The 24,264-nt window shown below is 70.6% G+C and carries 18 protein-coding genes; 13 read left to right on the top strand and 5 right to left on the bottom strand.

All coding sequences use genetic code 11. The features are described 5' to 3' along the window. Positions 1-232: 232 nt before the first annotated feature. Complete coding sequence (locus ACIOGX_RS01300) at positions 233-1,249, bottom strand: aldo/keto reductase (protein WP_401909188.1); 1,017 nt, start codon at positions 1,247-1,249, stop codon at positions 233-235. Positions 1,250-1,392: 143 nt separating this feature from the next. On the opposite strand from ACIOGX_RS01300, the gene ACIOGX_RS01295 reads away from it, so the two are divergent. From ACIOGX_RS01295 to ACIOGX_RS01275, 5 genes are all read left to right on the top strand, one after another. Then, a complete protein-coding gene (locus ACIOGX_RS01295) occupies positions 1,393-2,346 on the top strand; it encodes a helix-turn-helix domain-containing protein (RefSeq protein ID WP_401909185.1) in 954 nt (317 codons plus the stop codon). A gap of 43 nt (positions 2,347-2,389) precedes the next feature. Further along, positions 2,390-6,718 carry a trypsin-like peptidase domain-containing protein gene (locus ACIOGX_RS01290; protein ID WP_401909182.1) on the top strand — a complete coding sequence of 1,443 codons (4,329 nt, stop codon included), beginning with the start codon at positions 2,390-2,392 and terminating at the stop codon, positions 6,716-6,718. Positions 6,719-7,105: 387 nt separating this feature from the next. Then, positions 7,106-8,953, top strand: a complete 1,848-nt coding sequence (locus ACIOGX_RS01285) for a 1-deoxy-D-xylulose-5-phosphate synthase (protein WP_401909180.1) — start codon at positions 7,106-7,108, stop codon at positions 8,951-8,953. Continuing rightward, entirely contained in the window at positions 8,950-10,098 is a 1,149-nt protein-coding gene (gene ispG, locus ACIOGX_RS01280; RefSeq protein WP_401909177.1) for a flavodoxin-dependent (E)-4-hydroxy-3-methylbut-2-enyl-diphosphate synthase, read from the top strand. Before ACIOGX_RS01285 ends, ispG begins: the two co-directional genes overlap by 4 nt. Further along, the gene (locus tag ACIOGX_RS01275) at positions 10,095-11,186 is read left to right on the top strand and encodes a polyprenyl synthetase family protein (protein ID WP_401909174.1); all 1,092 of its coding nucleotides are present in this window, start codon (positions 10,095-10,097) and stop codon (positions 11,184-11,186) included. Before ispG ends, ACIOGX_RS01275 begins: the two co-directional genes overlap by 4 nt. A gap of 172 nt (positions 11,187-11,358) precedes the next feature. On the opposite strand, the gene ACIOGX_RS01270 is transcribed toward ACIOGX_RS01275, so the two are convergent. Further along, positions 11,359-12,441, bottom strand: coding sequence for an epoxide hydrolase family protein (locus ACIOGX_RS01270; protein ID WP_401909172.1), 1,083 nt, complete (start codon positions 12,439-12,441; stop codon positions 11,359-11,361). A 114-nt stretch (positions 12,442-12,555) separates the two neighbouring features. On the opposite strand from ACIOGX_RS01270, the gene ACIOGX_RS01265 reads away from it, so the two are divergent. Both ACIOGX_RS01265 and ACIOGX_RS01260 read left to right on the top strand, forming a co-directional pair. After that, positions 12,556-13,029 carry a MarR family winged helix-turn-helix transcriptional regulator gene (locus ACIOGX_RS01265; protein ID WP_401909169.1) on the top strand — a complete coding sequence of 158 codons (474 nt, stop codon included), beginning with the start codon at positions 12,556-12,558 and terminating at the stop codon, positions 13,027-13,029. A 311-nt stretch (positions 13,030-13,340) separates the two neighbouring features. After that, complete coding sequence (locus ACIOGX_RS01260) at positions 13,341-14,582, top strand: PP2C family protein-serine/threonine phosphatase (protein WP_401909167.1); 1,242 nt, start codon at positions 13,341-13,343, stop codon at positions 14,580-14,582. Positions 14,583-14,614: 32 nt separating this feature from the next. Here ACIOGX_RS01260 and ACIOGX_RS01255 read toward each other — a convergent pair whose 3' ends face one another. After that, positions 14,615-15,442: an alpha/beta hydrolase gene (locus ACIOGX_RS01255; RefSeq protein WP_356513139.1), complete on the bottom strand. Its 828-nt coding sequence runs from the start codon at positions 15,440-15,442 to the stop codon at positions 14,615-14,617. Positions 15,443-15,738: 296 nt separating this feature from the next. Here ACIOGX_RS01255 and ACIOGX_RS01250 point away from each other — a divergent pair, with 296 nt between their 5' ends. From ACIOGX_RS01250 to ACIOGX_RS01235, 4 genes are all read left to right on the top strand, one after another. Next, positions 15,739-16,416, top strand: a complete 678-nt coding sequence (locus tag ACIOGX_RS01250) for a helix-turn-helix domain-containing protein (RefSeq protein ID WP_356513137.1) — start codon at positions 15,739-15,741, stop codon at positions 16,414-16,416. Next, positions 16,413-17,150, top strand: coding sequence for an SRPBCC domain-containing protein (locus tag ACIOGX_RS01245; protein WP_401909163.1), 738 nt, complete (start codon positions 16,413-16,415; stop codon positions 17,148-17,150). Before ACIOGX_RS01250 ends, ACIOGX_RS01245 begins: the two co-directional genes overlap by 4 nt. A 196-nt stretch (positions 17,151-17,346) precedes the next feature. Continuing rightward, the gene (locus tag ACIOGX_RS01240; RefSeq protein ID WP_356513133.1) at positions 17,347-17,919 is read left to right on the top strand and encodes a dihydrofolate reductase family protein; all 573 of its coding nucleotides are present in this window, start codon (positions 17,347-17,349) and stop codon (positions 17,917-17,919) included. Positions 17,920-18,041: 122 nt separating this feature from the next. Then, positions 18,042-18,431: a hypothetical protein gene (locus ACIOGX_RS01235; RefSeq protein WP_401909160.1), complete on the top strand. Its 390-nt coding sequence runs from the start codon at positions 18,042-18,044 to the stop codon at positions 18,429-18,431. Positions 18,432-18,515: 84 nt separating this feature from the next. Here ACIOGX_RS01235 and ACIOGX_RS01230 read toward each other — a convergent pair whose 3' ends face one another. After that, positions 18,516-19,244, bottom strand: a complete 729-nt coding sequence (locus tag ACIOGX_RS01230; RefSeq protein WP_401909157.1) for an SDR family oxidoreductase — start codon at positions 19,242-19,244, stop codon at positions 18,516-18,518. A gap of 477 nt (positions 19,245-19,721) precedes the next feature. On the opposite strand from ACIOGX_RS01230, the gene ACIOGX_RS01225 reads away from it, so the two are divergent. After that, positions 19,722-20,147 carry an ATP-binding protein gene (locus tag ACIOGX_RS01225; RefSeq protein ID WP_401909154.1) on the top strand — a complete coding sequence of 142 codons (426 nt, stop codon included), beginning with the start codon at positions 19,722-19,724 and terminating at the stop codon, positions 20,145-20,147. A gap of 101 nt (positions 20,148-20,248) precedes the next feature. Here the strand turns inward: ACIOGX_RS01225 and ACIOGX_RS01220 are convergent, their stop codons facing one another. Then, positions 20,249-23,059 carry an AAA family ATPase gene (locus ACIOGX_RS01220; protein ID WP_401909151.1) on the bottom strand — a complete coding sequence of 937 codons (2,811 nt, stop codon included), beginning with the start codon at positions 23,057-23,059 and terminating at the stop codon, positions 20,249-20,251. A 303-nt stretch (positions 23,060-23,362) separates the two neighbouring features. Here ACIOGX_RS01220 and ACIOGX_RS01215 point away from each other — a divergent pair, with 303 nt between their 5' ends. Then, positions 23,363-24,256, top strand: coding sequence for an RNA polymerase sigma factor SigF (locus ACIOGX_RS01215; protein ID WP_401909148.1), 894 nt, complete (start codon positions 23,363-23,365; stop codon positions 24,254-24,256). The last annotated feature ends 8 nt before the right edge of the window (positions 24,257-24,264 follow it).

Raw genomic sequence — 24,264 nt, 5'->3', positions numbered from 1 at the left:
CGGCGCGCGATTCGCCGCCGCTGGGCGTGGCGCTTGTGTTCGTCCCGACCGCGAGCCGTTCACCGGCCCGGTCCGCGGGCCGTGTCGATGGCCGGCGTGCCGTCGGCCGACTTCCGGGTGCCGAACCATTTCGGCGCCTCCGGCCCGCGCTCGGCCTTCGGCGACCGCGTCCTCGCGCGGCGCGCGCACCCGGACCTGCCGCACCTCCTGGACAACCGTCCGCTGACGACGGTCAGCGGCGGCGCAGGCGTTTGTCCGTGATCGGCGGGGTGGGGTCGATGTAGAAGTCGCCGGGATTCACGTCGACGCCGGGCGGGACGATCTCGTCGATGCGGTCGAGGACGTCGTCGCCGAGTTCCGCGTCGGCCGCGGCGAGGAGGTCGGTCAGCTGTTCGGGGCGGCGCGGGCCGATGAGTACCGCGGTGACCGCCGGATGGGCACGGACGAAGGCGGTGGCCAGATGAGGCAGCGGCAGGCCGGCCTCAGCGGCCAGAGCGGTCAGTGCGCGCACGGCGTCGGCCTTGGCCTGTACGCCCGGCCGGGTGAGATCGAACATCCTCGCCCCCGCGCCGGCACCGCGGTGCCCGGCGGTGGGATCCGCGCGGCCCGAGAGCCAGCCGGAGTTGAGCGGGCCGAAGGTCAGCACGCCCATGCCGTAGCGCCGTGCCGTGGGCAGCACCCGGCTCTCCACACCGCGGGTGAGGATCGAGTACGGCGGCTGCTCGGTACGGAAGCGGTGGTGACCGCGGCGCTCAGCCGTCCACTGGGCCTCGACGATCTCCTCGGGGGAGAAGAACGAGCCGCCGATGGCACGGACCTTCCCGGCTCGGACCAGGTCCGACAGGGCGCCGAGGGTCTCGTCGATGTCGGTGTGCGGGTCCGGGCGGTGCATCTGGTACAGGTCGACATGGTCGGTGCCCAGGCGGCGCAGGCTGTCCTCCACCGCGCGGCGGATCCAGCGGGCCGAGCCACCGGCCCGGTTGGGGTCCTCGCCCATCGCCAGCCCGAACTTGGTGGCCAGGACGACATCGTCGCGCCGGCCCTTGAGCGCCTTGGCCACGATCACCTCCGATTCGCCGCCGGAGTACACGTCGGCGGTGTCGATGAGGTTGATCCCGGCGTCCAGCGCCGTGTGGATCATGCGGACCGACTCGTCGTGGTCGGTGTTGCCCATCGCGCCGAACATCATCGTGCCGAGCGCGTACTCGCTCACCGACATGCCGGTGCCGCCGAGAATCCTGCGCTTCATCAGGGGTGCCTCCAGGTGCGTGCTTGCTCTGCCACCAGACGAGCACCGCTCGCGGCCGGGGCGGGAGACCCACTCTGACCGGGGGTCCGACAGACCCCCTTTGGCGCAGCTGCTCCCAGGTCACCCCGGTCTACGGTGGTGGCATGGCCCAGGAACCGAACAGCGAGCTGCGGGACTTTCTCCGCTCGCGCCGCGCGAAGATCACCCCCGAGGAGGCGGGCCTGGCACCCGAGCCCGGCGCCCGCCGCGTGCCGGGCCTACGGCGCGAGGAGGTGGCCCGGCTCGCCGGCGTCAGTGTCGACTACTACATCCGCCTGGAGCGCGGACGACACCTGAACGTCTCCGCATCCGTCCTGGACGCGATCGCCCGCGCCCTGCGCCTGAACGACCTGGAACGCGCCCACCTGTTCCGGGTCGCCGGACCGGCCCGCACCCGTCCCCGCCCGCTGCCCCCGCAGCGCGTCCGCCCCGGTCTGCGGCTGCTGCTGGACAGCCTCACCGATGTCCCCGCCCTCGTGTACGGGCGCCGCATGGATGTCCTGGCCGCCAACCACCTCGCCCGCGCCCTGTACACGGACTTCGAGGCCCTGCCCGTCCGCAGCCGCAACATGGCCCGCCTGATCTTCCTCGACGACCACTTCCGGACCCTGTACGCCGACTGGGAGGACGCCGCCCGGGGCATCGTCGCCTCCCTCCGCCTGTACGCGGGACGCCACCCGCATGACCCCGCCCTGGCCGGGCTCGTCGGCGAACTCTCGGTCCAGGACGCGGATTTTCGCCACTGGTGGGCCGGCCACGACGTGTTCCAGCGCACCCACGGCACCAAGCGCTTCCGCCACCCCGTCGTCGGGGACCTCGTCCTGGGCTACGAAGCCTTCACCGCCGCCGACGACCCCGAGCAGACCCTCGGCGTCTCCACCGCCGAACCAGGCTCCCCCTCCGCGGAACGCCTGAAGTCGCTGGCCGGCTGGTCCCCGTCCCCGCGGCACCCCGCACCGGGTTCCCGCTCGTCCCATGGAGCTGAAGCGGCCGGCTTCGCGGTCGTCCCGGTCCGGAACAGAAGTGACCGCGCGGACCGCAACGGGAATACTCCGTAGGGGAGTTGACCCATCAGGGGTCACACGGGGGGCGGAGGTCGCGGTGACGGCTGCGGAGACGGGCACGGGGACAGGGTCGCGAAGCCCCGAAGAGGCACTGGCCGCGGCCGTGGTCCGGGTCACGGGCCCCGGCGGCGACATCGCGGGCGCCGGCTTTCTCGTCGCCCCCGAACTGGTGCTGACCTGCGCCCATGTGGTGAACGACGCCCTTGACCGGCCCCGCGAGGACGAGGTGCTCGCGGGCACCGAGGTCTTCGTCGACCTGCCCTTCGCCGAGGGCGCCGGCGCGGCGGAGGTCGAGCGCTGGGTTCCGGTACGGCCGGACCAGACCGGCGACATCGCGGTCCTCCGGCTGCGTACGCCGATACCCGGGGCCCGCCCGCTGAGCATGGCCGACACCGAGCGGGTGTGGGGCCACGACGTCCGCGTACCGGGCTTCCCGCGCCGCTCCCCGGGCGGCGTCTGGCACTACGGGAGGCTGCGCGGCGGCACCGCGGAGGGCTGGGTGCAGCTGTCCCAGGCGGATCCGCACGGCGTACCCGTCGAGGAGGGGTTCAGCGGCAGCCCGGTCTGGGACGAACAACTGCGGGCCGTGGCCGGCATGGTCGTCGTGATCCAGCCCGGGGGAGTCCGGCAGAGCTTTCTGATACCCACCCGCACCCTGGTCGGTGAACTGCCCGAACTGGCGCCCGTGGTCCGCCCCGCGTCGCCGTTCCGCGGCCTGTCCACCTTCCAGGAGTCCGACGCGGACGTCTACTTCGGGCGGCAGGACGACATCGCCGACGTCACCGCGCTGCTCGCCGGCTCGCACCCGTGCGTCACCCTCGTCGGTCCCTCCGGCTGCGGCAAATCCTCGCTCGCCCGCGCAGGCGTGGTGCCGCGGATGCGCGAGCGGGGCCATGCCGTCCTGGTGGTGCGCTCAGGTGAGGGCGTCTCCTTGCGGGCGGCCCTCGCCTCGGAGCTGGTGACGGCCGTACGTCCCCGGCTGCGCGGAGCCGCACGGGCCCAGGAGGTGCGGGAGCTGGAGGAACTCCTCGCCGAGCGCGGTCTCATGGACGCCCTGCGCATGACCGGCGGGGAGCGGGAGCGGCGGCTGCTCGTCCTGCTCGATCAAGGGGAAGAGCTGCTCGCCGGACCGGACCGCGAGGTCGAGGAGGCCGTACGGCTGCTGTTTCCCGTGCACCAGCCCGACGGACTGCGGGTGTGTGTCACCCTCAGGTCGGACCTCACGGACGTGGCCCTCGGCCACCCGCTGCTCGGCCCGGCACTCGGCCGCGGCCAGGTGCGGTTCCTCACCCCGATGTCCCGCGCGCAGTTGGAGCAGGTGATCCGCCGCCCGCTGGAGGCGACGCCCGCCGTGACGTACGACGACGGGCTCGTGGAACGGATGCTCGACGACGCGGGGGACGGCCCCGGCGCGCTGCCACTGCTGGGCTTCGTCATGGCGCAGCTGTGGGACGGGCAGGCCGCGGGGCGGCTGAGATTCGCCACGTACCGTGACGTCGGGGGTGTGCAGGGTGCGTTGGGACGGTACGCCGAGACCGTCTGGGGGCAGTGCGTCCGCGAGGCCGACGAGACCGAGGCCATGCGGCTGCTCACCGATCTCGTCCGGTTTCTGCCGGGCGGCGAGGCCCCGATGCGCAACGCCCTGAGCCGGGAGGAGGCGGGCGCGGAGCGGTGGCGGATCGCGACCGCGCTCGCGGAGCGGCGGCTGCTCGTACTGCGCGGCGGTGACGGGGACGCGGTGACCGTCGAACTGGCGCACGAGGCATTGATCGGCGCCTGGAAGCGGCTCGAGGAGCGGGTACGGCAGGACCGGAAGTTCCTGGCCTGGCGGGCCGAGCTGCGGCACGACGTGGAACGTGAGCAGCTCCTGGAAGGCGAGCCGCTCACGGAGGCGGAACAGTGGACGGAGCTGCGGGGGCCCGAACTGACCGGCACGGAGCGGCAGTTCATCGACCGCTCGGTCGGGAGGCGGGAGGCGCGCGAGGAGCGTGTCCGGCGGCGGGTGCGGCAGAAGCGCTGGTTCATCGGCGGACTCGCCGTCCTGACGGTGCTCGCCGTGGTCGCCTCCGGGCTCTTCTTGTCGCGCAACGCGGAGCTCGACGGACAACTGCGGCGGGCGGCGTCCGAGCAGCTGGCGGCGCGGGCCGAGCAGCTCGACGATGTGTCGGTGGTGACGTCGGCGCTGTTCTCGGGGGCGGCCTATCGGACGGCCCAGGAGCCGGAGGCCCGGACCGCGTTGATCCGGCAGTACCTTCGGCTGCGCCACGTGGAGCGAGTGGTGTGGGACAACCACGCTCCGGTCCGCGATGTCGCGATGAGCGAGGACGGCAAGCGGATCAACGTGGGCATGACCTCCGGTGACGTCGTCGGTCTGACGCTCGGCCCGGACGAGGTGCACGAGCGCGGACTGCCGTCAGGATCGAGGATCGTCACACTCTCGCCCGACGGCCGCATCTCCGCGCGGGCGTCCACCAACGGGAAGGTGTCGCTGGGAATCCCTCCGGAACACGGGGACGGGAACGGGGACGGGGAGGGAGGCGGAGAGGGAGACGAAGGCGACTGGCGCACGGTGGTCCTGCGGGACGGTGACGCCGTACGGAAGAACGCGCGCGCCGCCGTCGACCTCCGCTTCGACGGCACCGGACGCAGAATCCTCGCCGCACTGCCCGGCGAAGGGGTCCTGGCCTGGGAGTCCGAGAGCGGCCGGCGCGTGGGCAAGGCGCTGCGCGCACCGAAGGGATGGGAGACGGCCGAGGCGTGGTTCGGACCGGAGGACACGGTGATCGGCAGGATCACGCAGGAAGGCGCGGCCGAGGGGGCCGAGGGCCGCCTGGTCCGCTGGAACCTCGGTAACGGCCAACGCGACGCGGCGACCTGGGGAGCGGACAGGACGGGCGCCGTCACGGTCAGCGGCGACGGCCGGACGCTGGTGCGGTGCACCCCGGAAGGGTTCCTGCAGTCCTGGGACCTGACCGGTACGCCGAAAGTGCGCCATCAGTACACCACGCGGCAACTGGGCCTGGTCTGCCCGCTGTACGTGCCGCGCCTGGACCATTCCGGGCGTTTCCTCATCAACCCGGTGCAGCGCTTCGGTACCTCTCTCGGCCGGTTCCGGTTCCTGGTCCTCGACCTGGCCGCGGGGCGCCCCAGCACCCTTGACCTGCCCGCGCCCGCACAGCAGGACGAATCGTTCACCGGCAGCTCACAGTTGCCCGCCGTGGCGCTCACCGGCCCGCCCGACCGGCTCCGGGCCGTGGTCGGGGTCGGGGCGACCGTCATGGTGGCGCGTGTTCCGGAGCCGTCCGCGTTCGACAGCGCCATGCTCACCGCCCGGATCAGGACCGTCGACGCCGACCACGACCGTGTCATCAGCGTCGACGCCAACGGTGAGGGGCTGCGCCTGTGGGACCTGCGGACGCACGGACTGCTGGCCGCCGTGCGGCCGTCCCGTCCGCTGGCCGCCCAGTACGGCGCGTACAGCCCGGACGGCACACGGGTCCTCACACCGGCGGCGGACGGCCGCACCGTCCTGGTCTGGGAGATGGACGGGAGCACGCTGAAAGAGCGGGACGCGATCGACCTGCCGCGACCGCCGGACATCGACCCCACGGCCCCGGACCCGCGCTCCGGACGCACCCCGGCGTGGGTCAACATGACGTTCGACGGTCCGGAGCATGTGGTGATCTCCGCGTTGTCGTACGTCGTGCGGTGGGACCTGGCGCGGGGCAGGGAAGCGGGCACGGCCTACCGGCCCAGGGCCCAGGAGTCGGTCGAGGTCTCGTTCGCGGCCGCCGGTACCTGGGCGGTGGCCCGTCCGGGCCACGGGCAGGCGGCGGTGCGCACACCCGCCGGGAAGTACGACATCGTGATCTGGGACTTCGAAGAAGGCCGGGAGGTCGGTTCGATCGACAGCAAGGAGTTCGGTGTCGTCAAGCAGTTGGGCTTCGACCCGACAGGACGGCTCCTCGCGGTGCTGGACTACGACGGCGGCGTACGGGTCTGGGACATGGACAAGGAGGGTGAGGACAAGTGGCTCGAACCGCTGGCGTACCGGGGCGTCCAATGGCTCAGCGCCTTCGCCTCGGAGTCCACCCTGAGCACCCAGAGCACGCTGAACGAGTACACCGCCTGGGATGTTCGCAGCGGCACCGAGCGCTACCGCTTCACACCGGGGTACGGCGCGACCGCCGATCTGACCGCGGACGGCGCGTTCATGGGGCTGGTCGACGGATCGGACGGCCACCTCCTCGAACTCGATCCGGAACGATGGCTGGAGAAGCTGTGCGCGATAGCGGGGCGCGGCCTCTCGTCGGGGGAGAAGGACCTGGCCCCGCCGGGCAGCCGGACGGACGGGGTCTGCGACTGAGCCGGCGGGAGACCGGGACCGCCGGGCGGGACAGTGCTGGTGCCGGGGCTGTCGGCGGTGTCCCCGGACGGCGGCACCGCCCGGAGAGGGCGCCTCAGGTCGAGTCGCCGGTCTGAGGTGTTCCGCCGCCGCTGGGGTCGCCCACTACGTGTCAGCCGGTGCACAGGGTCGACTACAGGGCGTGAAGGCCGGTTGCGGAGAGTTCCGGCTGCGCTGCGGCGCACTTCGTAGGTCGTGGCACCCCCCACGCGCTGGTCATATGCCACCTGTACACGCGGGGGACCTATGACCCCATGCTGTCAGGAGCATGCCCAACACGGTCGCCTGTCCCGGGTCTGCGCGGAACCTCGTTCGCCCCCAGCCCCCCCGGGTGAAAGGCACACCCCCATGGTCACCACCGCCACACCCCACACCCTCCAGTCGTCCGGACCGGCGGGCCCGCTCCTGGACTCGGTCGCCACGCCTCGCGACGTCCGCCGCCTGCCGGCGGCCCGTCTGGGGCAACTCGCCGCGGAGATCAGGGACTTCCTGATCGACAAGGTGACCGCGACAGGCGGCCATCTCGGTTCGAACCTCGGGGTGGTGGAACTGACGCTGGCGGTGCACCGGGTCTTCGACGTCGAAGCCGGCGACGTCGTCCTGTTCGACACCGGGCATCAGGCGTACGTCCACAAGCTGCTGACCGGCCGCCGCGGGGATTTCGACGGTCTGCGGCAGGCGGGCGGCTTGTCCGGATACCCCTCACGGGCCGAATCCCCGCATGACTGGATCGAGAACTCCCACGCCTCCACCGCCCTGTCCTACGCCGACGGCATCGTCAAGGCCCGCCTTTTGTCCGGAGACACGGGGTGCGTCGTGGCGGTGGTGGGGGACGGCGGTCTGACCGGCGGCATGGCCTGGGAGGCGTTGAACAACCTCGGCGCCGCACAGGAGCGCCCGGTGATCGTGGTCCTCAACGACAACGGGCGCTCCTACGCCCCCACGACCGGCGGCATCGCGACGCATCTGGCGGAGCTGCGGGCAGGCGACAAGGCGGCGGTGCGCCGCAATGTGTTCACCGGCCTGGGGCTCGCGTACATCGGCCCGGTGGACGGCCACGACACCGAGGCGCTGGGGAGGACGCTGGTCCGGGCGCGAGCGTTGCGCCGTCCCGTGGTGGTGCACGCGGTCACGGCCAAGGGCAGAGGCCACACGCCGGCCGAAGAGGACGAGGCGGACCGGTTGCACGCGGTCGGACCCTCCGTACCTTCCCCGGGTCCGGCGCGTCCGTCCTGGACCAGCGTGTTCTCCGAAGCGCTGAGGGAACTGGGTGCGGAGCGCGCGGACTTGGTGGCGATCACGGCCGCGATGGGCGGGCCCACCGGTCTGGCCCCCTTCGGGGAGCGGTTCCCCGGCCGGTTCTTCGATGTGGGGATCGCCGAGCAGCACGCCGTGGCCTCCGCCGCGGGGATGGCGATGCAGGGCCTGCACCCGGTCGTCGCCGTCTACGCCACCTTCCTGAACCGGGCCTTCGACCAGGTGTTGATGGATGTCGCGTTGCACCGGTTGGCGGTGACGTTCGTCCTGGACCGGGCCGGCGTCACCGGCCCCGACGGACCGTCGCACCACGGTATGTGGGATCCCGCCCTCCTGGCGGCCGTCCCGGGCCTGCGTCTGGCCGTCCCGCGCGACGCCGCGCAACTGCGCGAGCTGCTGCGCGAAGCGGTCGGCCACCGGGACGGGCCGACCGCGGTGCGGTTCCCCAAAGCCACGGCCGGCGACAACATCGCGGCCCTGCGCAGAGAGGGGCCCGTCGACATCCTGTCCGCCTCCGGGATCCACGACGTCCTGCTCGTCGCCCATGGCCCACTCGCCGGTCCGTGCCTGGAGGCCGCCACGGCCCTGACCGCGCGAGGCGTCGGCGTCACGGTCGCCGACCCCCGCTGGGGGCTCCCCATCTCGCCCGAACTCCTGCACCTGGCGTCCACGCACCGGCTCGTCGTCACCGTCGAGGACAGCCTGCGCACCAACGGCGCCGGCGGTCTCCTGTCCCAGGCGGTACGCGATCACGCTGTCACCACGCCGGTGCACACCCTCGGTCTGCCCACCGCGTTCCTCCCCCACGGTGGCCGCGACCCCCTCCTCACCGAAGCGGGCCTCAGTACTGCCCGGATCGTCCACGCCGTGCTGCGCGCCCGCGCGGGCACACCGCTGTACACCCCCCACGTCCCTGCTCCCGACGGGAACCGCCGATGACCGCCGTCGATCTCCCCAGCCCCGCCCCGCCCGGCCGACGTTCCACCACGGATGCCAGTCCTTCACCAGAACCGGTACGCCGCCCCACGCGGCGGATCCAGGTGGGCGGCGTCGCCGTCGGCGGAGGCGCACCGATCACGGTGCAGACGATGACCACCACCCCGACCGCCGACGTGGGCGCCACCTTGCGGCAGATCGCCGAGGTCACCGCCGCGGGCTGCGACATCATCCGGGTGGCCGTGCCCTCGCAGGACGACGCCGACGTCCTTCCGCGGATCGTGGCGAAGTCTCCGATCCCGGTGATCGCGGACATCCACTTCCAGCCCCGCTACGTCTTCCAGGCCATCGACGCCGGCTGCGCCGCGGTCCGCGTGAATCCGGGCAACATCAAGAAGTTCGATGACAAGATCGCCGAGATCTCCCTCGCCGCCACGGCCGCCGGAGTGCCGATCCGCATCGGTGTCAACGCCGGCTCCCTCGATCCGCGGCTCCTCGCCAAACACGGGAAGGCCACGCCCGAAGCGCTGGTGGAGTCCGCGCTATGGGAGTGCGGCCTGTTCGAGGAACACGGCTTCCAGGAACTGAAGATCGCGGTGAAGCACCACGACCCGCTCACGGTGATCGCCGCCTACCGGCAGCTCGCCGAACGCTGCGACTACCCGCTGCACCTGGGCGTCACCGAAGCGGGCACCGCGATGCAGGGATCGATCAAGACGGCTGTCGCCTTCGGGATCCTCCTCAGCGAAGGCATCGGCGACACCATCCGCGTCTCCCTGTCCACCGACCCGGTCGAACAGGTCAAGGCCGGCTGCCACATCCTGTCCTCGCTCGGACTGCGCCCCCGCAAGCTGGAGATCGTGTCCTGCCCCGGCTGCGGCAGGCTGCAAGTCGACATCCATAAACTGGCCGCCCAGGTCGAGGCGGCCTTCGACGGCTTCCCCCACCCCTTGCGCATCGCGGTCATGGGCTGCGTCGTCAACGGGCCCGGCGAATCCCGCGAGGCCGACCTCGGTGTCTCCTCGGGCAATGGCAAGGGCCAGATCTTCGCCCGGGGCAAAGCCATCCGCACCGTCCCCGAGAGCCGGATCGTCGAAGCCCTCCTGGAAGAGGCCTTGAAGCTCACCGATCTGGGAGGTACCCCGTGATCGCCGCGACGACGTCATATTCGTCCCTGGATCCCGAACGCGTACCCGCGGCCGTCGAGACGCTGCTGTACGAGTTCCTCGACGAGCAGACCCGCAACGCGACCGACCTGCCCGAAATCACCCTGTTCACCGACCTGTTACGCGACATGATCGCTGCCGGGGGCAAACGGATCCGGCCCGTGCTGTGCGTCCTCGGCTGGCAGGCGGTAAGCGACCGGCCGCCGTCGCCGGCGCTCTGGCGGGTGGCGGCCTCACTGGAACTGTTCCACCTCTTCGCGCTGATCCACGACGACATCATGGACGCCTCGGAGACCCGGCGGGGAAAACCCACCGCCCACCGCTGTCTCGCCGCTCGCCACCCGGACCGGGACGACGCCGACACCCTCGGCATCAACGCCGCGATCCTCCTGGGCGACCTCGCACTGGGCTGGTCCTACGAACTCCTCTGCCCCGCCCACCCCGGCCACGCCGACGGACATCTCGGCCGGGCCTGGCCCCTGCTCAACACCCTGCGCACGGAAACCCTCGTCGGACAGTACCTCGACCTCGTCAACGCGGGACCGGCCTCCGCCGCCCTCCCCGACGCCCGTACGGCGCGGCGTGTCATCCGCTACAAGACGGCCAAGTACACCTGCGAGCGCCCCCTGCAACTCGGGGCGCACCTCGCCGGAGCCGACCCGGCACTGCTCGCGGCACTGTCCGCGTACGCCCTTCCGCTGGGCGAGGCGTTCCAGCTGCGCGACGACCTGCTGGGCGTGTACGGAGCCCCCGAGCGCACCGGAAAGTCCGTCCTGGACGACTTCCGCGAAGGCAAACACACCGTACTGGCCGCCACCGCGTTCCAGCGCGCCACTCCGGCGCAGGCACGCGTCCTGCACGACGGCCTCGGCAACCAGGAACTCACCTCCACGCAGGCCTCGGAGATGCGCCAGGTCCTCACCGACACCGGGGCGCGGGCCGCCGTCGAGAACCTGATCGATGAACGCTACGAGCAAGCGCTGGCCGCCCTCCACCAGGCACCCCTGCGGCCCGCGATCGCCACCGTACTGCGAACCATGGCGACTGCCGTGGTCACCCGAACCTCCTGACCGACCAGTCCCGTTCCACAAGCGCCCCACCCCCCACAGACGGGAGACCAGCCGGTGACGACCGTCAACGAGCCCGACGACACCGACACCCACGAGACAACACGCGTCCGTTCGGGCCGGCCGGTGGCTCACGTGAAGAGACCGATCGTGTCCCGACCGCCACCACCAGGGCCTACGTGAGGAGGGTGAGGAAGAAGTCCCGGACGTCCGCGGCGAGCAGATCCGGCACCTCCATCGCGGCGAAGTGGCCGCCGCGCTCGAACTCCGACCAGTGCCTGATGTCGTATAGCCGCTCGGCCAGCGGTCGCACCGACTGCGTGATGTCGTGCGCGAACACCGCCACGCCGAGCGGCACCGGGCACGGCTCGATCCGCCGCGGAGTCTCGCGGTGCAGTCGCGCCGAGGAAGCCGCGGTGGCGGTCAGCCAGTACAGCGAGATGTCGGTGAGCATCCGCTCGTCACTGATCCGTGAGCGGGGGTCCGTCCACTGTGCGAAGCGCTCGGCGATCCAGGCCAGTTGGCCGACCGGCGAGTCGGTCAGCGCGTAGCCGATGGTCTGTGGGGTGCTGGCCTGCAGAGCCTGGTACGGCGGACGATTCGCCATCAGCTGCCTGACCTTGTCCAGCCGGGCCTCATCCGTTTCGGACAGTTCGATGCCGGCGTCCGGGACCGGCCGGGTCGGCAGGTAGTTGACGTGTACCCCGACGACCTGCTCGGGTGCCACCGCGCCGAGCGCCGTGGAGATGCCCGAGCCGAAGTCGCCGCCCTGCGCGCCGTAGCGCCCGTACCCGAGACGGCGCATCAGCTCGGCCCAGGCCCGCGCGACCCGGGTGATGTCCCAGCCGCGCTCGTGGGTCGGACCGGAGAAGCCGTAACCGGGGATGGACGGAATCACCAGGTGGAAATCGCGCGACAGTGGCTCGATCACGTCGAGGAACTCCAGGAACGAACCGGGCCAGCCGTGGGTGAGGATCAGCGCGAGCGCGTCCGGTTCCGGCGAGCGGACATGGACGAAGTGGATGTTCTGGCCGTCGATCTCGGTGGTGAAGTGCGGAAGCTCGTTGAGCCCGGCCTCGTGCTCGCGCCAGTCGTAGCCGGTGCGCCAGTGCTCGGCCAGTTCCTTGAGCCGCGCCAGCGGGAAGCCGTAGTCCCACCCGGCGTCGGCGATCTCGTTGGGCCAACGAGTACGGGAGAGGCGGTCGTTCAGGTCGTCGAGGTCGGCCTGGGGGATGTCGATACGGAACGGTTCGATCATGGTCTCAGCTCCGGAGGATTTCATTCGTCGACTAAACGTTTGTGCGCGAAACGTTTGTCCGACCAACGATACCCGCAATCGTTGACGCGTCCAACGATTAGTTAGACTCGCCCCATGCCATCCGAGGAGACGCCCGCGAAGTGGGAGAGCCTGCCCAGCTGGCTGCTCACCCAGACCGCCCACCACGCACACCGCCTGGTGGCCGACGGCTTCTCGTCCGTCCGCGCCCGCGGCTACCACTACCGCCTGCTGGCGACGCTGGAGGCGTCCGGCCCGGCCAGCCAGGCCGCGCTGAGCCGCGGGAGTGGCATCCATGTCAGCGACATGGTCGCGACGATCAACGAGCTCGCCGATCGCAAACTGGTCGAGCGCACCCCGGACCCCGCCGACCGGCGGCGCAACATCATCTCGTTGACCGCGGCGGGCAAGCGGCAGCTGCGACGGCTGGAGAAGCGGCTCGACGAATGCCAGGACGAACTGCTGGCTCCGCTGTCATCCGAGGAGCGACAGCGGTTGACCGAACTGCTGTCCAGGCTGCTGGACCACCACAACCGGCGAACGGGCACCGCCGAAGAGCCGTGGAGCTGAGTGCCCGACCCGGTCGACGCGTCCCACTGCCGCGGCTCCATCGCCTCCGGCGAGCTTCCGCCGGTCACCGGACGGACCGCACGAGGGTCCCGTGCGCCCCGTGAACTGCCCGTCGGTCACTCGTTCGGGGGTGCAGTCCCGTCGGCCGACGCTCGTTGAACAGGTATGACCACTGCGTTCGCGCCGTTCCGGCCCGCCCCTGCCCCCGGCTTCCACCGGACCAGTGCCCCGCCGGGCCGCCCGGCGGCCGTTTCATGGACGCGACCGCCCACTGAACGCCTCTGCCGCGGTACGAAGGGATGCGAGCAGCGATGACCGAAGGCGGCCAGAGGCCGGGCAAGTCCGGGGTGGACCGGTCGGAGGGGTTCGGCGAGCGGCTGCTGGGTGTGCTGCTGGACCGCGCGCACGAGATGCCGCCGCAGTTGATCGCCCCGCTCGTCGCGGAAGAGGTGGCCAGGGTCGGCGGCCGGGATCTGTCGATCCTCTTGCAGGACTACGAACAGATGCGGATGGTGCCGCTGCCGGGCCGTGGGCTGACGGTCGGTGACCCTGAGCCGGTCGAGGGCTCGCCCGCGGGCGAGGCGTTCCTGCGGCGCAGAACCGTAGAGGTGCCGGGGGAGGGCGGCGTGCGGATGTACCTGCCCTTGCTGGACGGCAGTGACCAGATCGGGGCGATGGCCCTCACCCTGGACAGCGTCGATGACGACGACCGGCGGCTGCTGCGCAGACTCGCCGGTCTGGTCGCCGACATGATCGTCACCAAGGACGCCTACACCGATCTGTTCTTCCAGGCCCGTCGCAGGGCCCCGATGAGCGTGGCCGCCGAGATCCAGTGGTCGTTGCTGCCTCCGCTCTCGATGACGGTTCCGCAGGTTGAGGTGGCCGGGATCCTGGAGCCCGCCTACGACGTGGCCGGCGACAGTTTCGACTACGCCCTCAACGGCGACATCCTGCATGTGGCCATGATCGACGCGATGGGCCACGGCCTGGACGCGGCGACCATGGCGACGGTGGCCATCGGCGCCTACCGCCACACACGACGGGCCAACACCGGCCTGTCCGAGGTGTACGCGTTCATGGACAAGGCCATCAACGAGCAGTTCGGCCATGACCACTTCGTCACCGCGCAGATGATGTGCCTGAACATCGCCACAGGCAGGCTGCAATGGGTCAACGCCGGCCACCCGGCACCCCTGTTGATCCGTGACCGCGCCGTGGTGGACCGGCTGGAGAGCCCGACGACCTTGCCGGTCGGCTTCGGCGGTGAGCAGCCGCAAGTGAGCGAGCGGGTGCTGCGCCCCGGAGACCGGCTGCTGTGTTTCACCGACGGGCTGATCGAGGAGCACCAGGCCGGCGGGGAACAGTTCGGCGAGGAACAGCTCATCGAGTGGACCAACCGCGTCATCCGTGAGCACACCGCGGTGCGGGCGGTGGTGCGCGCGCTCTCCCATGCTCTGAAGAAGGAACGAGGCGGCACCACCAGCGACGACGCGACCATGTTCCTCATCGAGTGGCGTGGAGGCGACGCCGACCATCTCGCCGTTCTGGACTGAGCCGGCAACCACCCCGTCCGGATACGTGAAAGTCAGCTACGCACGAAGTCGAGCAGGTCCTTGTTGAACCGCTCGGCGTATACGGGGACCATCGACAGGCCGTGGGGGGCTCCGGGATAGACCTTGAAAGTCGCGTCCTTGACCAACGTGGACGACTTGTTCCCGGAGGCGACGATCGGGACGATCTGGTCGTCGTCGCCCTGCGCGATCAGAGTGGGTACGTCGATTCTCTTCAGATCTTCGGTGAGGTCCGTCTCGGAGAACGCCTTGACGCAGTCGTAGGCGCCCTTGATTCCCACCGACATCGCCCAGAGCCAGAACTCGTCCCGGGTCCCCTGCGTGACGGTCGATCCGTCGCGGTTCGCGCCGTAGAAGGCGGCGCTGAGGTCCTGGTAGAACTGCGAGCGGTCCTTGGCGACACCGGCTCGGATCTCGTCGAAGACCTCGATCGGAAGCCCTTCCGGGTTCGCGTCCGTTTTCAGCATCAGCGGCGGGATCGCACTGAGCAGTACGGCCTTGGCGACCCGGCCGGAACCGTAGGTGCCGAGGTAACGGGTGACCTCGCCGCCGCCGGTCGAATGGCCGACCAGGACGGCGTCGCGCAGGTCGAGGGCCTCGATGAGTGACGCCAGGTCGTCGGCGTACGTGTCGAGGTTGTTGCCGTCCCAGGTCTGGCCGGAGCGTCCGCCCCCGCGCCGGTCGTGGGCGATCGCGCGGAAACCGTTGTCGGCCATGAGTTTCAGTTGGGGATCCCACGCATCGGCTGTCAGCGGCCAGCCGTGGGAGAACACCACCGGCTGACCGGATCCCCAGTCCTTGTAGAAGATTTCTGTTCCGTCTTTGGCGGTAATGAAAGGCATGCTGCGGTTCCTTTTCTCACTGGTCCGGAACGCCCTGCGTATGCCGATGAGCAGCGCCTGACACCTCTCCGCGCACATGACCGCGCGTCGCGGGGGCTTTCGTTTCAGGCTGGCAGTCGTGCAGGGGATCGGCAACCGGTGGTGAGCGCCCGGGGCCGGGCCTGAGCGGCCAGGCCAGGCCAGTGCCAGCGCCAGTGCCAGCGGCAGCGGCAGTGCCGGTGTCGGCTCCAGCGCCAGGACGCACCGACGAAAAAATCCGTCTTGACAAAAACTTTCGTCGGTCGGATCCTGGACCGGTGCTGGATGTCGCTGTGATCGAAGAACCCGCCGCGGCCGAGGCGTCCTTGGACCCGATACGGTCCCGGATCCTCGCCGCCCTGGCCGAGCCCGGCTCCGCCGCCATGCTGGCCGTCCGCCTGGGGCTGCCCAGACAGAAGGCCAACTACCACCTCAAGGAACTGGAGCGGCACGGGCTGGTCGAGCTCGCCGAGGAGCGCCGCAAGGGCAGCATCACCGAACGGGTATACCGCGCCACCGCCGCTTCCTATGTGATCTCTCCCAGCGCCCTGGCGGCCGTCAGCCCCGATCCGTCCCGGTCTCCCGACCAGCTCTCCGCCCGCTGGCTGCTGGCGCTGGGTTCCCGGCTGGTGCAGGAGGTCGGCACACTGCTGACCGGCGCCGCCCGTGCCAAGCGGCGCATCGCCACCTTCGGTATCGACGCCGAGGTGCGGTTCGCCTCCGCGGCCGACCGGACGGCCTTCGCCGACGAGCTGGCCCAGGCGGTGGCGGCCCTTGTCGGCCGCTACCACGACGAGTCCGCCCCGGGAGGCCGCAGTCACCGAGTGGTGGCCGGGCTCCACCAGATCCCCGCACCTCAGCCCGGCGGCCCTGAGGGGAGTGCGGCCGGCCCGCGACAGCGGTCCGGAGGAACACGCAAGACCGAACCCGAGGCAGGACAGGAAAACGCACCATGACACATCCGTTCGAGATCGAGCTGGAGACGGTCCTCCCGGCGAGCCCGGAACAGGTCTGGGAGGCGATCGCGACAGGGCCGGGGATCGACTCCTGGTTCATGGGCCGCAACGAGGTGGAGTCGCGCGAGGGCGGCATCGCCGCCATGAGCACCGGAGGCCACCGGGAGGAGGCGGTGATCACCGCCTACGAGCCCGGCGAACGCCTCGCCACCCGCACGCCCGCCGCCGAGGACGGCCGGTTCATGGCCTTCGAGTACCTGATCGAGGGGCGGGACGGCGCCGGCACCGTCCTCCGCGTCGTCCACAGCGGCCTGCTCGGTGACGACTGGCAGGACGAGTACGACGCCCTGCGCCGTGGCTGGCCCTTCCACCTCCACACACTCCGCGAGTACCTGACGCACTTCCCCGGACGCATCGGCGTTCCCGTCTTCGCCGTCGCGCCCACAGGCGGGCGGCCGGAACGGGAGATCAGGGCGGCGCTCACCCGTGGACTGTCGCTGCCGGACCCCGTCGTCGTGGGCGCGCGGGTGCGTGCCGAGCCGGCCGGGCAGCCGCCGCTCGACGGCGAAGTGGTCTGGGCCGACGACGAGCGCGTGGAGGTCCGCACCGCCGACGGGCTCTACACCTTCCATCACGGCTCCGGCGTGGCGCTGATGTTCCACCACCTGTTCGGGCCGGACACGGAGCACGCCGAGGCCGCCTGGCAGCGATGGCTGACCGGACTCCTCGGGTGACCTCCGTGGGCCGCTCCTGACGCCCACCGCACGGGCCGGACCGCCCGTCCGACCGTGGGATCCGCACCAAGTTCCCGATACCACCGGAAGGCCCGCCCCACGGGTGTTCCGGGATGCATCATCGTCAGGTCCCTGCCGCCTCCGACATGGCCGAAGCGGCAGCGGGCAATCGCATACACGACACCGAGGAAATCTCATGCGCACCCTGATCAGCACCGCCTTCATCTCCCTGGACGGCGTGGTGGAGGCCCCTGGTGGCGAACCGGGCTACCGCAACTCCGGATGGACCTTCAAGAACGTCGAGTTCGTCCCCGAGGCCTTCGAAATCAAGGGGCGGGAGCAGGAGGAATCCACCGCGCTCCTGCTGGGCCGGGTCAGCTACGAGGCGTTCAGCCCGGTGTGGCCGGACATGGCGGACTTCGCCGACTACAAGACGATGCCGAAGTACGTCGTCTCCACCACCCTCACCGACGACGACCTGGTCCCGAACTGGGGCGAGACCACGATCCTGCGCTCGCTCGACGAGGTCGCCGCCCTGAAGGAGACCGAGGGAGGCCCGATCATCGTCCACGGCAGCGCCTCCCTCAACCACGCCCTGTCCGACGCGGGCCTGATCGACCGCTACCACCTGCTCGTCTTCCCGCTGCTCCTCGGCGCGGGCAAGCGCCTGTTCAGCACCACGGACAAGGACACCCAGAAGCTGAAGCTGGTGGAGTACGAGGCGTACGCCAACGGACTCCAGAAGAACGTCTTCGACGTCGTCCGCTGACACGTCGTCCGCTGACACGATGTTCGCCGGCATGCCGTCCGCCGGCAACGTCGCGGAACCAGCGGACAGGAAGGGACCGTCTACGCCGTGAAACGGCGAGGCACGAGCGGAATAGGGCGACGATGGCTGTGTACGAAACAGAGGACCGTGCCGAGCAGACGGTTCGCGCGAGGGGCGGTCTCTGGGTACCCGGCTTGGTGAACCTCGCGCTCGGTGTGCCCGCGATCGTGCCGATCTATCTGCTGTGGTGGCTGCTGACCGAGTACCTGCCGATGGACTGCCGGCAGGTGGAGGACGTCGTCAAACCCGGTGTCACCAACTGCAACTTCACGACCCTCGATCATGCGGGTGTCGTGATGTTCCTCCTGGCGGTGACCGGCCTGTTCATGCTGGCACTGGTGTTTCTCGTCGACGTGGTCCTCCCGCGCCGTCGCGGACGGCGCACCGGAGTCTGGCTCATCGCCGCCCTGCTCGTCCCTGTGCCGTTCATGGTGTGCCTGGTGCTGGCTTGAGAAGCGGCTGGTGCGTCGTCGAGGAACAGCACCAGCCACGTGTGCTCTTCACCGGCCGGACCGGAAGCTGGAGGCGCGTGCCGTTCAGGAGAGCCAGTCGGCGTAGCGGGTGGGGGCGAGCTGGGCGTCCTTGTCGGTGAGGACGTCGCCCTTGACGGCGGCGAACATGCCGGCGGTGGGGTCGGTGACAACGGTGCGGCCGTCGCCCTTGTGGGCGAGAGTGACGCGGCCCAGCTCGTCCAGGGCGAAGACCTCGGGGCCGGCGACGTTGCGCATGCCATTCAGCGGGGCGCCCGCGGCGACCTCCGCCACCGCTTCGGCCACGTCCTTGGAGGCGATCGGCTGGATCGGTGTGGCGGGCAACCGGACGGTGTCGCCGTCGGCGGTCCACGAGAGTACGTCGTCCACGAACTCCATGAATTGCGTCGCCCGGACGATCGAGTAGGGGATCGGCCCGGCCGCGAGGATGTCCTCCTGGAGCACCTTGGCCCGGTAGTAGTCCAGCTCCGGTACCTGGTCCGCACCGACGATCGAGAGGATGACGACGTGGCCGACACCGCCCGAGCGGGCCGCGGCCAGAAGGTTGTCCATCGACGTCCGGAAGAAGGCCGGGGAGGCTTCGTCGAAGGTCGGGGAGTTCGTCAGGTTGACGACGACATCGGCTCCCGCCACCGCCTCGTCCAGTCCCTGACCGCTGATGATGTCGACTCCGGTGGAGTGTGAGTGCGGTACCGCCTCGTGCCCCGCGGCGTTGAGCTTGCTGACGACCTGCGACCCGATCAGCCCGGTGCCGCCGATGACCGCGAACTTCATGACATGCCTTTCATCGTGAGATGTGTCCGCAATATGACACATGATCACCCTGGGGGCGTTCGGTGGGAGATCGGGGCCGCGCATTCGGCCCAGGTATTGCCCAACAACCAGGCCGACCGGGATCGCCCCCGGAGAACTTCGGGCCGCGCGGCCGGGGCGCCCTCGCCTGGCGGACCGCCGGACCCGCGAGCCCCGCGACGCGAGCGTTCCCCGGCCGCCTGCGCGAGGCCCCGCCGGGGACGGAAACGGGCTCTGCCCGAGGGAAGCGGGGGTGTCCCGCCACGTGGGACCGCCGCGCGGAGTGACGGTACGGTCTCGTACCGTAATAAATTGCTTTGGGGTCAATCATAGGGATATTCCCTGAAGGCCACGCGGCCGTGCCGTGCCAGTGTGGACAGCGAGCGCTCCTCCGAGATTTCCGATCGGTCACCAACCGCTGCTTGAGGAAGCGAGTCGCAGGCAATGATGGCGAAGCCCATGACGCTCGAACCTGTCCGTGCGGTCACCGGCCGCACCATCCCTCTGGCCGGCCGCCTTCACGCTGCTCGCTGCGCCCGCGGTGTCCTGACGGAGTTCCTCGATCACCGAGGGCTCCTGAAGGGACCGGACGGAGAACCGCGTGAGCAGGCGGAGGACGCCCTGCTGGTGGTGTCCGAGCTGGTGACCAATGCCTGTCGGCACACGGCGGGCCCTCGCTATCTGGGGATGGTCCTCGAAGCCGGCAGCCTTCTGCTCGAAGTGGGGGACCGGAGCATGAGGATCCCGCGTCTGGTGCCGCCCGAGGAGCGGGGGGCCTCCGGTGGGTTCGGGCTCGGCCTCGTCGCGGAACTGATCGACGCCTGGTCGGTGGCGACCAGTGCCCGGGGCAAGGCGATCCGGGTGAGGCTTCCGATGGCGCTGTGAACCGCCGGCCGCGGCGCGGTCGGTGGGGTCGGGAGGCCTGGCGGCGGCGTCCCCGGCCCGTCCTGGCGGCGCCCGTGCTTTCGATGCCGCACCTTCGGCGTTCAGGTGCGGACGGGGCTGTCCTGCTGCACCATGTTCCGGAGCTGGCGGCGCCCGGAGAGAGACAGCTTCTGGTACACGTGGCTGAGGTGGTACTCAACCGTCTTGCTGCTGATGAACAGCGTGGAGGCGATCTCCCGGTTGGTGAGTCCGCGGCCGATGAGCAGGGAGATGTCGCGCTCGCGGTCGGTCAGCCCGGAGAGGGGAACACCGGCCGCGTGGTCGCGGCCGGAGGGCCGGTCCGCGAAGTCGTCGTGGTAGCGCGTGAGGAACGGCTGCGCTCCCAGCGCAGTGAAGAGGTCGCGGGCCTGGGTGAAACACGCCCCTGCCCCGTGGTGCTCCCCGCTCCGGGCCAGCAACCGGCCGTGGCTGTGCGCGAGCATCGCCCGGTGCAGCGGCGGATCGTCGGCGGCAGCGGAAAGACCGAGACCCTCGTCGAACAGGTCACGGGCTCGCTCGTGCTCTCCGCGTGCCTGCGCCAGGAGACCCGAGAGCCACATCACGGACAAGCGGAGCGAGGGAGCGTCCTCGCCCAGCGCCGTCAGATCGGCCAGGGCCGCGGTGGCCTCGTCCAGGTCACCGACGGCGATCAAGGCCTCGACGTACAGGGGGCGCCACCACGTCTGGAAGGCCAGCGGTCCCGAGTCGGGGCGGGCCCGCAGGACCGTCCGCAGCGCGGTGCGCACGGCGGGATAGTCGCCCCGCGCCTGTGCCAGCACGGCCTCCCCGAAGGCGGCGAAACCCGGCGAGAACGCCCTGGACCACTGGTACGAGCGCTGGATCAGTTCCCGGGCTCGCCGCCACTGTCCGCGGCCCGCGGGCACCCAGGCCGCCACGGAGCAGGCGTACGACAATGCCCAGGGCTTCTCCTCGGCCTCGGCGATGACCAGGGCGTGGTCGGCGCTGATCGCGGCCTCGTCCCAGTGGCCCAGGAAGTACTGGGAGACCGCGAGGTTGGCGTAGGTGAACTCCGCGGTCACGGCGCAGCCGTTGACGCGGGCCGCGTCCAGAGCGACGGTCAGTTCGTTCTGTGCGTCGGTGAGATCCCCGGCCCACATCTGGAGCATCCCGCGGTAGGCGCGCTGGATGGTCTGCTCCGCGGCGGAGCGCGGACTGCCGGTCGGTGCGAGGGTGTCGTACTCGCGCAGGGCCACGCGTGCGCCGGCGCAGAAACTGTGCGCCATTCCGAGGGTGCCGGCCGCCCACGGCGCGAGTTGAGGCTCCAGACGGTCGCTCGCCAGCACATCCCGGAGCAGCGGCACGGCCCTCGCGCCGTGGCCGTCCAGGACATGCCTGATACCGAGCCAGGTGCCGGCCATGGCCGGCACGAACTCCGCCCCGGCCCCGGCGGGAACGGCTCCCGGTTCCCGTTCACGTCCCGGTTCCCGAGCCGGTACCGGTTCCAGCGCCTCGGTGAGCAGGTCCACGACCTCGGGAGCACCTCGGGGCGTTCCGTAGCCGCCCAGCACCAGGCTCCGCAACGGGCTCGGTTCGGCGGCTTCGATCCTGGCCAGGAGCGGTTCCACGCGTACGTACTGCTGAGCCCACAGCAGGCGTGCGGCCGCGGTGAGCAGCAGGCGTTCCCGCTCCCCGCGCGAGTGCGCCACCTCCGACGCCCACAACAGGAGGGTGGCGGCCCGTACGGGCTCTCCGGTCGCGTGGTACTCGCCGGCGGCCCGTTCGAGTTCGCGGGCGAGCCGCGCATCGGGACCGTGCGCGGCCGCGACCCTGTGCGACCAGGAGGCGGCGCGATCGACGAGGGCGGCCGCGGCCGCGTGCAGTGCCCGCAGCCGACGGGGCGAGATCGCGTCCACGATGGCCTCACGTTGCAGCGCGTGGGCGATCGACACCGGGGTGGACGGCTGGTTGGGCCACCAGCGCACGATTCCTTGCGCCAGCAGGGGTTCGAGCGCCACGTCGGGTTCTGTGACGGAGGCGACGCGGGCAGCCGTGGCAAGAGGCGCGGGGCCGCCCAGTACGGCGATGCCCTCGACCAGGCTCCGCGCCGGAGCGGGCAGGCCGTCCAGCTGGCGTCGTAGCGCCTGCACCAGGGACGTCGGCACGGGCAGGGCGTCCCGCCCGCGAGCCAGCGAGTCCCACGGAACCTCCGCGAGCAGGGTCCGGAGGTACAGGGCGTGGCCGTCGGTGTGGCTCCGGAGGCGCTCGGCCGTGCCACGGCCGACGGGATGGCCGTACGCCAGCTCGGCCAGCTCGGCCACCTCGTTGATCTCCAGCCCGGTCAGCGTCAGCTCGCAGCTGTGCGGCATTCCGGCGATCAGACGATGCACGTCCAGGCCTCCGGCCTCGCCGGGCTCCGGGCCGCTCCGGGCGAGCAGCACGCTGAGGACCGCGTCGGCCTCCAGACGGCGCAGCACGAAGCCCAGAACCTGCGCCGAGGGCCGGTCGGCCCACTGGACGTCGTCGACGACGATCAGCACCGGACCGCCGCTCTGCAGCTCGCCCAGCAGTCCCAGCAGCTCGGCACCCACCTGGAAGGGTTCCGCCGCCGGGACCGTCCCCGTGAGCAGGGGAAACCGGTCGAGGAGGGCCGCCGGTACGCGGGAAGTCAGCTGCCCGATCACGCCGAACGCCAGGTCCTCCTCGGAGGTGTCGCACGCGGCTCGGAGCACGGGGAGGTCCTCGGGCGCGAGCCCTGCCAGCCAGCGGCGGACCAGCGCGCTCTTCCCGATGCCCGCCGCCCCCTGGATCAGCACGCTCGACGCCTTGCCGGACCGTGCCGTTCGCAGACACTGATGCATGCGCTCCAGCTCAGCGGTGCGTCCCACGAACGCGGTGTCGTCGGCGGCAGCCATCACCGCACCCATCCTTCGTTGCCGGAACGAGCCACACATGGGGCCGTGACCTGCTGCTTCATCCCGGACCTCCACCTGACGAGCCCGAGCCCGGCGTCGTGGAGCGGAACCGACGACATCTCTCTCCCATCCACAACTTTAGCTCCCTCGGTCCCAGCCCACCGCACGGCCCGGACCCGGTCCGGGCCGTGCGGTGGGCTGGGACCGAGGCGAAATAAATCGCGACGGTCCGCAAGGCGTGACCGGCGCAGACCGGGGAAGACGCCACCGCGCGGAGCCACAGCAACTGGGAGGGACCACGTCATGTCGAGAGTCGTATCGTTCACCAACCCCCCGCGGGTCACGGACCAGGTGCCGACGATTCCGGATCGGGTGGGTGAGCTGCCGTGGATCGAGGACGCGGGGAAGGTCGCTCCGCGCGACGCGCGGGAGCTGTCGAAGGTGTTCTTCGACAGGCTCCAGGTGCTGGAGGAGGGGACGCGGGAGTATCAGTACGCGCGTAACACGCTGATCGAGATGAACCAGTCGCTGGTCCGGTTCGCGGCGGGCCGGTTCCGTGGCCGGGGCGCCGACGAGATGGAGGACATCCTCCAGGTCGGTACGATTGGGCTGATCAAGGCGATCGACCGGTTCGATCTGTCGCGCGAGGTCGAATTCACCTCTTTCGCGGTCCCCTACATCGTCGGTGAGATCAAGCGCTTCTTCCGGGACACCACCTGGGCCGTTCACGTGCCGAGGCGCCTCCAGGAACTCCGTGTCGAACTGGCGAAGGCGAAGGAGCAGTTGGCTCTCCTGCTGGATCGTGAGCCCACCGTCGCGGAACTCGCCGAACTCCTCGGGCGTGACGAGGAGGAGATCATCGAGGGGCTGGTCGCCGCCAATGGCTACAACGCCGGCTCTCTCGACATGCCGGTCGAGGGCGGTGACGACGGCACGAGCAACCAGTCGGTTCGTACCTACGCCGACATCCTCGGCGCCTGTGATCCCGCGATGGAACTGGTCGAGGACTTCCAGAGCCTGGCCCCGCTGCTGGATCAGCTGGACGACCGCGATCGCCTCCTCCTTGAATTGCGCTTCGGCCAGGAACTGACCCAGTCCCAGATCGGTGAGCGGCTCGGCTATTCGCAGATGCATGTCTCCCGCCTGCTGAACCGAATCCTCGGCAAACTCCGGAGCGGACTGCTCACGCAGGAATGACCCGGCCC

It is taken from the genome of Streptomyces sp. NPDC088147, assembly GCF_044741565.1.
Taxonomy (GTDB): domain Bacteria; phylum Actinomycetota; class Actinomycetes; order Streptomycetales; family Streptomycetaceae; genus Streptomyces.
The sequence above is the reverse complement of the archived record's forward strand: the minus strand, read 5'-3'. Positions and strand labels throughout refer to the sequence as shown.